Origin of the sequence: Streptomyces sp. NPDC051041 (genome assembly GCF_044456065.1) — a bacterium.
GTDB classification, from domain to species: Bacteria; Actinomycetota; Actinomycetes; order Streptomycetales; family Streptomycetaceae; genus Streptomyces; species Streptomyces glaucus.
This window is the reverse complement of sequence record NZ_JBITFM010000006.1, coordinates 185,109-199,288: the sequence shown is the minus strand read 5'-3', so window position 1 is coordinate 199,288 and position 14,180 is coordinate 185,109. Positions and strand designations below refer to the sequence as shown.

Annotated in this window: 12 protein-coding genes; 10 read left to right on the top strand and 2 right to left on the bottom strand. The window is 73.8% G+C overall.

What is annotated here, in order from left to right; all coding sequences use genetic code 11:
• Positions 1-118 precede the first annotated feature (118 nt).
• Entirely contained in the window at positions 119-2,428 is a 2,310-nt protein-coding gene (locus tag ACIBAI_RS13310; protein ID WP_399033726.1) for a SpoIIE family protein phosphatase, read from the top strand.
• A 7-nt stretch (positions 2,429-2,435) separates the two neighbouring features.
• On the opposite strand, the gene ACIBAI_RS13305 is transcribed toward ACIBAI_RS13310, so the two are convergent.
• Entirely contained in the window at positions 2,436-3,413 is a 978-nt protein-coding gene (locus ACIBAI_RS13305) for a pirin family protein (RefSeq protein ID WP_399033724.1), read from the bottom strand.
• Positions 3,414-3,531: 118 nt separating this feature from the next.
• Entirely contained in the window at positions 3,532-3,996 is a 465-nt protein-coding gene (locus tag ACIBAI_RS13300) for an SseB family protein (protein ID WP_344600461.1), read from the bottom strand.
• Between the two features lie 143 nt (positions 3,997-4,139).
• Between ACIBAI_RS13300 and ACIBAI_RS13295 the strand changes: the two genes are divergently transcribed.
• From ACIBAI_RS13295 to ACIBAI_RS13255, 9 genes are all read left to right on the top strand, one after another.
• Positions 4,140-5,966: an acyl-CoA dehydrogenase gene (locus tag ACIBAI_RS13295; protein ID WP_399033971.1), complete on the top strand. Its 1,827-nt coding sequence runs from the start codon at positions 4,140-4,142 to the stop codon at positions 5,964-5,966.
• Positions 5,967-6,402: 436 nt separating this feature from the next.
• Entirely contained in the window at positions 6,403-6,912 is a 510-nt protein-coding gene (locus ACIBAI_RS13290; RefSeq protein ID WP_399033722.1) for a SigE family RNA polymerase sigma factor, read from the top strand.
• Between the two features lie 69 nt (positions 6,913-6,981).
• On the top strand, positions 6,982-7,854 hold the full coding sequence (locus ACIBAI_RS13285) for a hypothetical protein (protein ID WP_399033720.1): 873 nt from the start codon (positions 6,982-6,984) through the stop codon (positions 7,852-7,854).
• Positions 7,855-8,136: 282 nt separating this feature from the next.
• Complete coding sequence (locus tag ACIBAI_RS13280; protein ID WP_399033719.1) at positions 8,137-8,550, top strand: peptidase inhibitor family I36 protein; 414 nt, start codon at positions 8,137-8,139, stop codon at positions 8,548-8,550.
• An 86-nt stretch (positions 8,551-8,636) separates the two neighbouring features.
• Positions 8,637-9,584, top strand: coding sequence for a hypothetical protein (locus ACIBAI_RS13275; protein WP_399033717.1), 948 nt, complete (start codon positions 8,637-8,639; stop codon positions 9,582-9,584).
• A gap of 43 nt (positions 9,585-9,627) precedes the next feature.
• On the top strand, positions 9,628-10,578 hold the full coding sequence (locus tag ACIBAI_RS13270; protein WP_399033715.1) for a hypothetical protein: 951 nt from the start codon (positions 9,628-9,630) through the stop codon (positions 10,576-10,578).
• Positions 10,578-12,221 carry a peptidoglycan-binding protein gene (locus ACIBAI_RS13265; protein ID WP_399033713.1) on the top strand — a complete coding sequence of 548 codons (1,644 nt, stop codon included), beginning with the start codon at positions 10,578-10,580 and terminating at the stop codon, positions 12,219-12,221. Before ACIBAI_RS13270 ends, ACIBAI_RS13265 begins: the two co-directional genes overlap by 1 nt.
• Complete coding sequence (locus ACIBAI_RS13260; protein ID WP_344600475.1) at positions 12,218-12,919, top strand: ABC transporter ATP-binding protein; 702 nt, start codon at positions 12,218-12,220, stop codon at positions 12,917-12,919. The genes ACIBAI_RS13265 and ACIBAI_RS13260 overlap by 4 nt, the downstream gene beginning before the upstream one ends.
• Positions 12,916-14,166, top strand: a complete 1,251-nt coding sequence (locus ACIBAI_RS13255) for an ABC transporter permease (RefSeq protein ID WP_399033709.1) — start codon at positions 12,916-12,918, stop codon at positions 14,164-14,166. Before ACIBAI_RS13260 ends, ACIBAI_RS13255 begins: the two co-directional genes overlap by 4 nt.
• Positions 14,167-14,180: the final 14 nt, after the last annotated feature.

Here is a 14,180-nt window from a genome sequence, read left to right as displayed (position 1 = left end):
CGTACCGGGCACCCCGGGATCGGCTCCTCACCGTTTCCGGGCTCCGCGGGCCGCCGCGGGCCGTACGTCCGTATGCGATCGGTGGCAGTGTTCGATGCACCCTTCTTAAAGTGGGGCAATGCGCACTGGTGAGCCCCTGTCCGCCGTGGGGCAGGTCCTGGCCGCCCTCGCGACCGGCCTGTGGCACTGGGACACCGCCACCGGGCTGGTCACGGTCGACGCCGAGGCGGCGCGGCTGCTCGGGCTGCCCGCCGAGGCGGCCGGCCTCACGCAGTCCCAGGTCCGCGCCCGGCTGCACCCCGTCGACTGGAACGGGATCGCCGGGGCGACGCGGCTCGCCGTGGCCGAGGGCACCCTCGCCGAGGCACGCGTGCGGATCATGGACGAGCACGGCCGGGTGATCCGTACCGCACGCAGCCGCTTCGCCCCGTCCTCCGATCCCGAGCGGACGGCGTACGAGCTGATCGGCACCCTCCAGGAGGTCGCCGAACCGGCGCCCGCCACCCCCGCCGGGCGCGGCGCGGCCGCCGGCGACCGGAGCCTGTCACGGGCGGCGTTCCTGCTGGACGCGGGCCGGGCGCTGGCCGAGGCGCGGTCGACGCAGGAGGTGCTGCGGGTCGCCGCCGGCCTGTCGATGCCGGGGTTCGAGCCGGACGGGCTCGCGGTGTTCGGGGTGGAGGGCGACCGGCTGACGGTCATCGGCCACCACGGGCAGCGGCCGGGGGACGAGGCCCCGTTCACCTCCATGTCGCTGGACACGGACTACCCGGCCGCCGAGGTGGTCCGCACGGGACGCGCGGTGTATCTGTCCTCGCCCGAGGAGTACGCGTCCCGCTATCCGCTGACCTGGCCGCTCGCCCAGCGCTTCGGCCGCCGCTCCTGGGCCTTCCTGCCGCTGACCGTCGCCGGGCGCACGATGGGCGCCTGGCTGGCCGCCTTCGCCCACCCCGTGGCGTTCACGCCGGACGAGCGGTCGGTGCTGACCACGGTGGCGCGGATGCTGGCGCAGGCGCTGTCCCGGGCCGGGACGGCCGAGACCGAGCGGGCGCTGGCCGACGGGCTGCAGCGCTCGATGCTGCCCACCCTGGGTCCGCGGCGCATCCCGGGCATGAGCGTCGCCGGCCGCTACGTCCCCACCGGCGGCGGACTCCAGGTCGGCGGTGACTGGTACGACGTGATCCCCCTGCCCGGGGGCACCTCCCGGACGGCGTCCGGGGCAGGCCGGTTCGCGCTGGTCATCGGTGATGTGCAGGGGCACGACGTGCGGGCGGCCGGGCTGATGGGCCAGCTCCGGATCGCGCTGAGGGCGTACGCCGCCGAGGGCCACCGCCCCGACGCGGTGCTCTCCCGCGCCTCCCGCTTCCTGCACGGCCTCAACGAGGCCGACCCGGCCGAGCTGCGCTTCGCGACCTGCCTGTACGTCGAGGCCGACCCGGCCACCGGCGTGCTGAGTATGGCCCGCGCCGGCCATCCGGACCCGGTCATCCGCATGCCGGACGGCACGGTGCTCTCGCGTCCCACGGCGGGCGGGCTGCCGCTGGGCATCGACCCGGACGCCGACTACCCGACCACCTCGATCACCCTCGAACCCGGGGAGACCCTGCTGGCCTGCACCGACGGCCTGATCGAGACCGGCGGCCACGACCTGGAGACCGGCTGGCGGCGCATCCGCGCGATCCTGGAGCACCACGAGGGCGACCTGGAGGAGCTGGCCGACGCCCTGGTGCAGGGCGTGCACGGGCCCTTCTCCCACCACACCACCGGCCCGCTGGCCGACCGGCGCGAGGACGACATCGCGGTACTGCTGCTGTGCCGGGAGGGGGAGGGCCGCGGCTGCGGGCACCCGGCGGCCGTACATCCGCTGGTGCGGCGCACGATGCTGACGGTGGCGCAGGCCGAGCCCGAGCGGATCGCGCAGGCCCGGCAGCAGCTGCGGGAGCTGCTGCACGACTGGTCCTCGCCGGACGAGGTGGACTCGGCGGTGCTGCTGCTGTCCGAACTGCTCACCAACGTCCTCGTGCACACCGACACCGACGCCCTGCTGCTCGTGGAGATGCGGGGCGCGCCGGGCGGGCGCCGGATGCGGGTCGAGGTCACCGACGCCAGCGACGACCTGCCGCACAGGCGCAGCCCCGGGGAGCTGGCCTCCTCCGGGCGCGGCCTGATGCTGATCGAGCTGCTGGCGCACACCTGGGGCGTGGACCCGCGCGGCCAGGGCAAGAGCATCTGGTTCGAGTTCCACGAGTCGGCCGACGGCCGCGAAGCGGGAGGCACCGGTCGGGAAGATACGAGGTCGGACGACACGAATCGGGAAGGCACGGACCCGGACGGCACGGACCCGGGAGGCACGGACCCGGGAGGCGGCCGCATGCCGCCGCCCGAGCACGCCGCGGGCGGGCCGTCCCGTCGGGACGGCCCGCCCGGGTGACGGATCGTCAGTCCTGCGGTCCGGCCCCGGTCATCCCGTGCACCGCCGGGACGGTCCCGAGCCGGCCCTTCTGGAAGTCCTCGAAGGCCTGCATCAGCTCCTCCTTGGTGTTCATCACGAAGGGGCCGTAGTGGACCATCGGCTCCCGGATCGGCCGCCCGCCCAGCAGCACGACCTCCAGGTCCGGCGTACGGGACTCCTGCTTCTCGTCCGCGCGGACGGTCAGCGAGGATCCCGCGCCGAAGACGGCGGCCTGCCCCAGGCGGACCGGCCGGCGCTCGGCGCCGACGCTGCCGCGCCCGGCCAGCACGTACGCCAGGCCGTTGAAGTCCTCCCGCCAGGGGAGCGTGATCTCGGCGCCCGGCGCCAGCGTCGCGTGGATCATGGTGATCGGCGTGTGCGTGATGCCGGGTCCCTGGTGGCCGTCCAGCTCGCCGGCGATGACGCGCAGCAGCGCGCCGCCGTCCGGGGAGGTCAGCAACTGCACCTGGCCACCGCGGATGTCCTGGTAGCGGGGGGCCATCATCTTGTCCTTGGCCGGGAGGTTCACCCACAGCTGCAGGCCGTGGAAGAGACCGCCGGACATGACCAGCTGCTCCGGCGGGGCCTCGATGTGCAGCAGGCCCGAGCCCGCGGTCATCCACTGGGTGTCGCCGTTGGTGATGGTGCCGCCACCGCCGTGGCTGTCCTGGTGGTCGAAGATCCCGTCGATGATGTACGTGACGGTCTCGAAACCGCGGTGGGGGTGCCAGGGGGTGCCCTTGGGCTCGCCCGGCGCGTACTCCACCTCGCCCATCTGGTCCATCATGATGAACGGGTCGAGGTGGCGGTAGTTGATCCCGGCGAACGCCCGGCGCACCGGGAAGCCCTCGCCCTCGAAACCGCTCGGCGCGGTCGTGACGGCGAGCACGGGACGTGCCACGGCGTCGGCCGGCGCGGTCACGCGGGGCAGCGTCAACGGGTTCTCGACGGTCACTGCAGGCATGTCGGTACCTCCTCGGGTGCGTCCACTTTAGTTGAGAATTGAACTTTCTGCCACCCTCAACAGGAAAGGCCCGGAGGGCATTCCCTCCGGGCCGCACCGCGGGACACCGCGCACGGGGTCAGCCGTACATGCGCCGCATCGCGAACTCCACCATCTGCTCCACGGCCTTGGCGTCGAAGACGATCCGGTGCTCGCCCTCCATGTCGAGCACGAAGCCGTAGCCGGTCGGCAGCAGGTCGATCACCTCGGCGCCGGTGATCACGAAGTACTTGGACTCCTTGCCCGCGTACCGGCGCAGCTCCTTGAGCGAGGTGAACATCGGGATCACCGGCTGCTGGGTGTTGTGCAGGGCGAGGAAGCCGGGGTTGTCGCCGCGCGGGCAGTAGACCTTGGAGGTCGCGAAGACCTGCTGGAAGTCCTCGGCGGACATCTGCCCGGTGGTGAACGCCCGCACCGCGTCCGCGAGCGAGGGCGGGGACGGCTCGGGGTACAGCGGCGCCTGCTGCCCGTATCCGCCGTTCATCGGCTGCTGCGGCGGGGCGTACTGCTGCTGAGGGCCCACGGTCTGGTCGTAGCCGTACATGCCCGAAAGAGTACTCAGTCACAGATCGCCGGATCGGGGTTGCTTCTTATTACCGACGGGTAGCATCATCTTAGCTACTTGTTGGTACGTGAACTAGGTGCGAGGAGTCAGTGCCTCGCCGATCCCTCTACGGAGCCGTCGCCATGGGGCACTACAAGTCGAATCTCCGCGACATCGAGTTCAACCTCTTCGAAGTTCTCGGGCGGGACAAGCTGTACGGCACCGGCCCGTTCGAGGAGATGGACGTCGAGACCGCGAAGAGCATCCTGGAAGAGCTGACGCGGCTGTCGGAGAACGAGCTGGCCGAGTCCTTCGCCGACGCCGACCGCAACCCGCCGGTCTTCGACCCCGAGACGAACACCGCGCCGATCCCGGAGAGCTTCAAGAAGAGCTACCAGGCCTTCATGGACTCCGAGTACTGGCGCCTGGGCCTGCCCGAGGAGATCGGCGGCACCACCGCGCCCCGCTCCCTGATCTGGGCCTACGCCGAGCTGATCCTCGGGGCCAACCCGGCCGTGTGGATGTACTCCTCCGGCCCGGCCTTCGCCGGCATCCTCTTCGACGAGGGCAACGAGGTCCAGAAGCACATCGCCAAGATCGCCGTCGAGCGGCAGTGGGGCTCCACCATGGTGCTCACCGAGCCGGACGCCGGCTCGGACGTCGGCGCCGGCCGCACCCGGGCCGTGCAGCAGGAGGACGGTTCCTGGCACATCGAGGGCGTCAAGCGCTTCATCACCTCGGGCGAGCACGACATGTCGGAGAACATCCTCCACTACGTGCTGGCCCGTCCCGAGGGCGCCGGACCCGGCACCAAGGGCCTGTCCCTCTTCCTCGTCCCGAAGTACCTGTTCGACTTCGAGACCGGCGAGCTGGGCGAGCGCAACGGCGTCTACGCCACCAACGTCGAGCACAAGATGGGCCTGAAGGTCTCCAACACGTGCGAGATGACCTTCGGCGACAAGCACCCCGCCAAGGGCTGGCTGGTCGGCGACAAGCACGACGGCATCCGCCAGATGTTCCGCATCATCGAGTTCGCCCGCATGATGGTCGGCACGAAGGCGATCTCCACGCTGTCCACCGGCTACCTGAACGCGCTGGAGTACGCCAAGGAGCGCGTCCAGGGTCCGGACCTGAAGAACTTCATGGACAAGACCGCGCCCAAGGTCACCATCACCCACCACCCCGACGTGCGCCGCTCGCTGATGACGCAGAAGGCGTACGCGGAGGGCATGCGCGCCCTGGTGATGTACACCGCCTCCATCCAGGACGCCATCCAGGTCAAGGAGGCCAACGGCGAGGACGCCACCGCCGAGCACGCCCTGAACGACCTGCTCCTGCCGATCGTCAAGGGCTACGGCTCCGAGAAGGCCTACGAGCAGCTCGCCCAGTCGCTGCAGACCTTCGGCGGCTCCGGCTTCCTGCAGGAGTACCCGGTCGAGCAGTACATCCGCGACTCCAAGATCGACACCCTGTACGAGGGCACCACCGCGATCCAGGGCCAGGACTTCTTCTTCCGGAAGATCGTCCGCAACCAGGGCGCCGCGCTGAACTCGCTCGCCGAGGACATCAAGAAGTTCCTCGCCCTCGGCACGGGCGGCGAGGAGCTGGCCGGCGCCCGCGAGCACCTCGCCAAGGCCGCCGTCGAGCTGGAGGCCATCGTCGGCCTGATGCTCACCGACCTCGCGGCCACCGAGCAGGACGTGAAGAACATCTACAAGGTCGGGCTCAACACCACCCGCCTGCTGATGGCCTCCGGCGACGTGATCGTCGGCTACCTGCTGCTGAAGGGCGCGGCGGTCGCCGCGGAGAAGCTGGAGACGGCCTCCGCCAGGGACCGGGCGTTCTACACGGGCAAGATCGCGGCGGCGAAGTTCTTCGCGGCCAACGTCCTGCCGGGCGTCACGCTGGCCCGCAAGGTCTCCGAGAACGCGGACCTGGAACTGATGGAGCTGGACGAGGCCGCGTTCTGACCCGGCCGTTCCACACGGCGGGGGGGGGGCCCCCCCCCCCCCCCCCCGGGGGGGGGGGCCCCCCCCCCCCCGCCCCGGGGGGGGCGGCCCCCCCCCCGGGGGGGGGCGCCCCCCCCCCCCCCCCCCCCCCCCCCCCCCCCCCCCCCCCCCGGCGGGCGGGGGCGGGGCCCGCGCCCCCCCCCCGCCGTTCCGCCGTCTTGCGGAAGCCGCCCCGAGTCGTTCTGCGGAACCCGCCCCGAGCCGTCCCCCGAAAGCCGCCCCGAATCCTTCCGGGACGAGTCCTTCCGCCCCGAGTCCTTCCGGGCGGTCCGATCTCTCTCCCGGCCGTCCCGCAAAAAAATCCCGTCCCGGATGCGACACGCCCCGGGGGCCGAGGCGTCTACGGGATGTACGGGGCTCCACGGCGGAGCCCGCGGCGGTGAAGGGACGGGAACGGGTGACGGCTGCAAGAGCTCTCGACGAGTTCCAGGGCTTCGCCCGCGCCGTCACGCCGCGCCTGTTCCGCTCCGCCCTGCTGATGAGCGGTGACTGGCATCTCGCCGAGGACCTGGTGCAGACGGCCCTCGGCAAGGTGTTCGCCTCCTGGTCGCGGGTACGGCGGGCCGACAGCCCGGACGCCTACGCGCACACCGTTCTGATGCGCAGCTACATCTCGCACAAGCGGCTGCGCCGCTCCTCGGAGCAGCCGGTCGCCGCGTTACCGGACACGGCCGACGCCTCCGCCGCGGACAACGCCCTGCGCCTCACCCTGCTGGCCGCGCTGCGGGAGCTGCCGCCGCGCGACCGGGCCGTGGTGGTCCTGCGCTACTGGGAGGACCGCAGCGTGCAGGAGACCGCGTCCGCGCTCGGGATGACCCAGAGTTCCGTCCGCAACCGCAGCAGCCGGGCGCTGGCGCGGCTGCGCAAGGCCATCGGGGACGGGCGGGACTCGGTCGCCGTGCTCTGAGCCGCCCCGCCGCGAACCCCCGCCCACTCCCCCACGCCGGAACCGACACTGGAAAGGACGGTGCACCCCATGCGGAACGACGACTCCGCCCCGCACGACGAGCTGCGGTACGGCGTGGAGCTGTCCCAGACCCTCGCCACCGCCCTGGACGGGCTTCCGTCGCGCACCGAGCACCTGGTGACCGGCGCGGTGGCGCGGGGCGCCCGGATCCGGCGCCGCAGGCGGTTCGCGGCCTGGGGCGCGGCCGGTACGGCGACCGCCGCGCTGTCCGCGGCCGCGGTGCTGTTCGGGCTGCCGGGCGGCCCGGAGCCGGCGACGACGGTGGCCCTGCCGGAGTTCTCCGCCGGCAGCACCGCCGCGCCCGCCGGGAAGGAGCCGGTGACCGGCGCCGCCACCGCCGCGCTGCTGGCGGAGCTGCTGCCGGGGCGGCCGGCGGTGACGGACGCGACCTCGCGGGACAGCGGCCGCGCGGGCGGGCCGGTGCGGACGTACGCCGAGCTCACCCTGGCCGGCGGCGGCTCGGTCGCCGTGTGGCTGCAGGGAGGGTACGCGCAGGACGGGGCGGCGGCCCCGCAGGCGGGCCGGGAGGGGGAGGCGCGGTCCAAGGACCGGCCCGCCGGCAAGGGCGATCCGCCGGCGGAGCGGACGGACCTCGCCGAGCACTACTCGTGCGCCGCCGGCGACCGCAAGTGCCGGGTCACCCGGCTCGACGACGGGTCGGTGCTGCTCTCCCGGGAGGGGCCCGGCGGGGCCGGGACGACCGCCGACGTGCTGCGTCCGGACGGCACCCGGATCGCGGTGACCGCGGTCGGCACCGGCTTCTCCGCCGGCCAGCTGCGCACGGTCGCGGGCAGCGCGCGCTGGCAGCTGTGGGTCGATCCGGCCGTCAACCGGGAGGCGGTTCAGGCCAACCCCGCGGGAACAGGGGGAATGTCCGGATGAATCCGGCCAGCAGAGGGACGAATGTGGCGGAATGTGAGCTACCGGCTGTTTGCCGCCCCGAACTCGCTGATTCCGCTTCGACCAGGACATGGCCGAAGGAAAACGCAACCATCGACCGATCGGCCACTCAAACCCCAGAAGCGGCCAAAGAGCGGAAATTAATCGAACATCCGATCAGAACTTCCTTGTTAGCGTCTCGTCCGCCCCGGAGCGCGGCGGCCGTCGCCGCACGCCTCACGGGCATCACCCATCAGAAGCGAGACGAAGCGGGAAGAGACCACCATGGCAAAACGCTTCAGCGCTGCACTGCTCGCCGCCGTCACCACCGCCGCCGGCCTGGGCCTCGCCCTGGCCGCCCCGGCGTCCGCCGCCGACCGCGACGGCGTCTGCAACACCGGCGAGCTCTGCTACTTCTTCAACAGCGACTACCAGGGGTCGCGTTCGGACTTCTTCTACAACGACCCCAACCTCGTCGACAACAAGTTCCTGAGCACCGGCGCCGGCCAGGGGCAGGTCGTCAAGAACAACGCCGCGGGCGGCTTCAACTACGAGACCTCCCTCGCCGTCACCGTTTGGTACAACAGCAATTACAACAACGGCACCTACGACGGCCGTTCGGACACCCTGCCCGCCGCCACCGGCGACGGGCGGTTCGACAACGTCTACAACGAGAACGCCTCCCACAACTTCTGGTAAGCACCACGCCGGAACCGAGGAAGGGGGTGCCCGCCCGACACCGGCGGGCACCCGCGCGTCGTCTCCAGACACCCACGAGCGGACCCATGAACCCACTCGCACCGCGCCTTCTCGCCCCCCTGCTCCTGGCCGCCGGCTGCGCGCTGCTCACCGCCTGCTCGGGCGACCGGGACCCGGCCCCCGCCCCGCCCTCCCCGGCGGTCACCGCCACGGCCCCGGCGCCCCGCGCGCCCGAGCCGCCGAAGATGCCCATCGACCCGTACCGCATCAGCAACGCCGAGCACGCCGAGCTGCGCGCGGCCGAGCAGCTCCTCGTCAACGCCTGCCTGGAGCGGCTCGGTTCGGACTACCGCTCCCCGCACACCGCGGTGGTCCGGCCCGCCCCGGAGGCCCCCTACGGCATCACCGACCGGCAGTGGGCCCGCGACCACGGCTACCGGATCCCGCCCGGCCTGCAGTCCCGCCCCGACCCGGACGCGGCCCAGCCGGACGCCACCGCCCAGGCGCTGATCACCGGCGGTGTCGCCTACGCCGAGGACGGCGAGCCGATGCCCTTCGCGGACGTCGAGAAGGTCACCCGGTACCGCGGCAGGGCCGTCCCCGAGGGCGGCTGCCTCGGCGAGGCCCGGCGGACGCTGGCCGAACGGGACGACAACCGCGACCTGACCGGCGTACCGCGGGACATCTACGGCGAGGCCTACCAGAAGTCCCAGCAGGACCCGGAGGTGAAGCGGGTGTTCGCCGCCTGGTCGGACTGCATGAGGGAGAAGGGCCACGACTACGCGAGCCCGCTCGACCCGTCCAACGACCCGCGGTTCCCCGAGGACCCGCCGGCCAGCGCGGACGAGAAGCGGACCGCCGTGGCCGACGTCGCCTGCAAGGAGCGCACCGGCCTGGTCGCCGTCTGGCACCGGGTCGAGAGCGCGATCGAACGGTCCCTGATGGCGGAGCACCCCGACGAGCTGGCGGCGGCCAGGGCCGACCGCGAGACCCGGCTCGCCAACGCCCGCCGCGTGAACGCACGGCACGACTGATCCCGACCCCCGCGGTCACCGACGACCTCTGGAGAACAGACGCATGAAGCTCCGCTCCACCCACACAGCCGCCCTGCGCGCCGCGCTGCCCGTGCTGTTCCTGGCGGCCGTCGCCGGCTGCGGCTCGTCCGACGGCGGGTCCGGCAGGGCCGGGGACGCCGGCACCGGCGGCAGCGCCGCCGCCCGGGGCGGCGAAGCGGTGGAGCCGCTGCCGCTGTCCGCGTACTCCGCCACCTCCGAGGAGGACGAGAAGACCATCCAGCAGGCCTCCGACCTGCTGATGAAGGAGTGCATGCAGCGGTTCGGCTTCGCCTACACCCCGCAGCCCGGGGTCGAGGAGGCCGAGCCGGCGCGGGACTCCGAGTACCGGATGATCCCCGCCGCCGACGCCGCCGCCCACGGCTACCACTCCCCGGACGGCGGCGAGCCCGTCGACGAGACCGGCGACGACGGCAAGGCCGGTTCCGAGGCCGAGAACGCCGTCCGCCTCGGCACCGGCGCCCGGACGGTAGACGGCAAGGCCGTCCCGGAGGGCGGCTGCAAGGGCGAGACCGACCGGACCATGGCCGAGGGCCTGCCCGAGCTGCCCGTGCCCAGCCCGGTCGACCAGGCCGCGAACGAAGCGGCGCAGAAGGCGCAGTCCGACCCGAAGCTCACCGCGGCCGTCGCCGAGTGGAGCGCGTGCATGAAGGAACAGGGCTTCGTCTTCGCCCATCCGCGCGACGCCGCCGGCCGGTTCCTCGGCAAGGGCGCCAAGGGCGACCGGCCCGCCGACGGCGCCCGCACCACGCGGACCGCGACCGACGAGGAGAAGAAGGTCGCCGTCGCCGACAGCGGCTGCAACGAGAAGGCGGCCCTGGAGGAGACCTGGGTGTCCGTCATGAGGCCGCTGGAGCAGGCCGAGATAGACGAGCGGGCCGAGGAGTTCGAGCTCCTGGAGGAATGGCACAAGGGGTACGTGCGCAACGCCCAGAAGGCCCTCGCGAGCAGCTGATGCGCTTCCCGGGACAGAGTGAGCCGGAGGCCGGCGCGGCCGCGGGCGCGACCCGCGGCCGCCGCTGGGTGGTCGCCGTCGCCGTCGGCGCCGTACTGCTGACCGGGGCCGGCGTCGGCGCCTCGCTGGTCGTCAAGTCGCCCGCGCAGGCCGCCGCCGACTCCGAGGCGCCGCCGCCGGACGTGCTGACGGCGCCCGTCGAGCGGCGGGTGCTGAAGACGTCCGTGATCCTGCGCGGCACGGTCGTCGCCGGGCAGAGCGTGGACGTGACGCCCGGCGCGGCCGGCGCCGGGGCGGAGGGCGCCTCGGCGCCGACCGTGACCAAGACCCCGCTGAAGGCCGGTGACCGGGTCGCCGCGGGCAAGACGCTCATCGAGGTGTCCGGGCGGCCGGTCATCGCCCTCCACGGCGGTCTGCCCGTCTACCGGGACCTCAAGCCGGGCTCCGAGGGCGACGACGTCGCCCAGCTCCAGAAGGCCCTGGCCGAACTCGGCCACAGCACCGCGCCGGACGCCTCCGGGACGTACGGCTCGGGCACGAAGGCCGCCGTGACCGCGCTGTACTCCGCCCTCGGCTACGACCCCGTCGAGGCCGGCGGCGAGGAGGGCTCGGACGTCGAGGCGGCGGAGGACCTGGTGAAGTCCATGGAGCGGGCCGTGGAGGACGCCCGGGACGCGCTGGACGACGCGGAGGAGGCGCAGGAGACGGAGGAGGCGGCCGAGCAGGCGGCGAGCGCCTCGGGCGCGCAGGCATCGGGCGCACAGGCATCGGGCGCACAGGCATCGGGCGCGCAGACGGGAGCCCCGGGCGCGCCGGCGGGACCGGCCGCGTCCGCGTCCCCCGGCGCGGCCCCGGGGACCGGCGGCGGCCAGGGGGGCGGCGGGAACGGCGAGGACGTCCTGGAGGAGCCCCGCAAGAACCTCGCCCGCGCCCGGGAGGACCTGGCCGAGGCCCGCGCGGACCTGGAACGGGCGCGCTCGGCGGCCGGGGCGATGCTGCCGTCCTCCGAGGTGGTCTTCCTGGAGAGCTTCCCCGCGCGGGTCGACAGCGTCTCCGCCGAGGTCGGCGCCCAGGTGTCGGGCGCCGTGATGAAGGTGTCCTCGGGCGCGCTGGAGGTGCACGGACTCCTCCAGGCGCACCAGAAGGAGCTGATCCGCGCGGGCATGCGCACGCGGATCCTGTCCGAGGTCACCGGCGCGGAGGCCGCCGCGCGGGTGGAGTCGGTGGCGGACTCGCCCACCACCGAGCAGTCCGCGCAGGGCGACGGCCAGGGCGGGCAGGACGGGCAGGCGTCCGCCGGGAGCGGCCGCTCCGGATACCTGGTGGTGGTCGGTCCCGACCGCACGCTCCCGGCCGACCTGGCCGGCCAGGACGTACGGCTGACCGTGGAGGCCGGCTCGACCGACGGCGAGGTGCTGGTCGTACCGGTGACCGCGGTGTCCGCCGGGGCCGACGGCCGGACCGTCGTGACCGTCGTCGACGCGGACGGCCGCCAGCGGCGGGTGCCGGTGCGGGCGGGCACCACCGGCGACGGGTACGTCGAGGTGACCCCGTCGGCGGGCGCACGGCTCGCCGAGGACGACCGGGTGCTGACCGGCGTACGGCGGGCCGCGGGGACGGCGACGGGCGGGGGCGGCTCGTGACGGCCGGGGAGGGGACGCCGCCGGTGATCGAGTTCCGGCGGGTGGCGCTCACCTATCCCGGACCGCCGCCGGTCGAGGCGTTCCGCCCCTGCGACCTGACCGTCCACCGGGGCGACTTCGTCACCGTCGTCGGCCCCTCCGGCTCCGGGAAGTCGACCTTCCTGAACATCGCGGGGCTGCTGGACGCGCCGACCTCGGGCACCTACCTGCTGGACGGCATCGACACCGGGACGCTGCGGGACGCCGACCGCACGGCGCTGCGGGGCCGCCGGATCGGGTTCGTCTTCCAGGCGTTCCACCTGATGCCGCACCGCAGCGCCCTGGAGAACGTCGTGCTCGCGATGGTCTACTGCGGCGTCCCACGCCGGGAACGCGCGCCGCGCGCGCGTGAGGCCCTCCGACGGGTCGGCCTCGGCCACCGCGTCGACGCGCTGCCCACCCGGATGTCGGGCGGCGAGCGGCAGCGGGTCGCCATCGCGCGGGCGCTGGTGGCCCGGCCGTCGCTGCTGCTGTGCGACGAGCCGACCGGCAACCTGGACAGCGCCAACGCGCAGGCCGTGCTGCGGCTCCTGGAGGAGCTGCACGACGAGGGCATGACCGTCGTCCTCATCACCCACGACCGGGACGTCGCCGCGCGCGGCCGGCGCTCGGTGGCGATCCGCGACGGGGTGCTGAGCGAGGAGGCGGTGACCGCATGAGGGCACGGTGGCCCGGGGCCCGCCGGCGGCCGACGGCGGTCGAGCCGTCCTCCTTCGCCCCGCGCGACCTGCTCGCCGAGGCGGTGGCCGGCATCCTCCAGCGGCCCGGCCGCAGCGGGCTGACCGCGCTGGGCACGGTCCTCGGCGTCGGCACCTTCGTCGCCGTCCTGGGGCTGACCGCCACCGCGTCCTCGCAGATCGACTCCCGGTTCGACCTGCTCACCGCGACCGAGGTGACCGTCGAGGACGTGGCCCGGGAGCGGGACGAGTTCGCCGGCGACGCCTTCCCGAAGGACGCCGGGGAGCGGATCGAGGCGCTGGGCGGAGTGCGGCACGCGGGCGTGTACTGGCCGGTGCGGCCCGCCGGCGGGGCGCCCGAGGTGCGGTCCTCGCCGGTCGGGGACGCCTCGGGGGAGCGGATCGAGATCGTGGCCGCCTCGCCCGGCGTGCTCGACGCCGCCGTGCCGACGATGGCCGAGGGGCGGCCGTACGACGACTACCACGCGCGCTCCCGGCAGCCGGTGGCCGTCGTCGGCAGCGCGGTCGCGGCACGGCTGGGCATCTCCACCCTGGAGACGCGGCCCGCGCTGTTCATCGGCGACCAGCCGTTCACCGTGATCGGCGTCGTGGACGACGTGGAGCGCAAGGCGGACGTGCTGATGTCCGTGCTGGTGCCCGACACCACCGCGCGCGACCTGTGGGGGCCGCCCGCCGAGAGCGCGCGCATGCTGGTGTCCACGGAGGTGGGCGCGGCCCGGCAGATCGCCGACGAGGCGCCGGTCGCGCTGCGCCCCGACCACCCCGAGTACCTGAAGGCGATCCCGCCGCCCGACCCGAAGACCCTGCGCTCGTCCGTCACCTCGGACCTGAACCAGCTCTTCCTGCTGCTGGCCGGGATCTGCCTGGTCATCGGCGCGGTCGGGATCGCCAACACCACCCTGGTGGCGGTCCTGGAGCGGACCGGGGAGATCGGGCTCCGCCGGGCGCTGGGCGCGCGCGGGCGGCATGTCACCACCCAGTTCCTCGCCGAGTCCGGGGCGCTGGGCGCGCTCGGCGGGCTCGTCGGCACCAGCCTCGGCACCGTCGCGGTCGTCGCGGTCGCCGTCGCCCGCGACTGGACGCCCGTCGTCCACCCGGGCACGGTCGCGGCGGCCCCGGTCCTCGGCCTGGCGACCGGCGTCCTCGCCGGGGTGTACCCGGCGTGGCGGGCGGCGCGGGTGCAGCCGGTGGAGGCGCTGCGGCGCTGAGCGCCGGCCCCCGT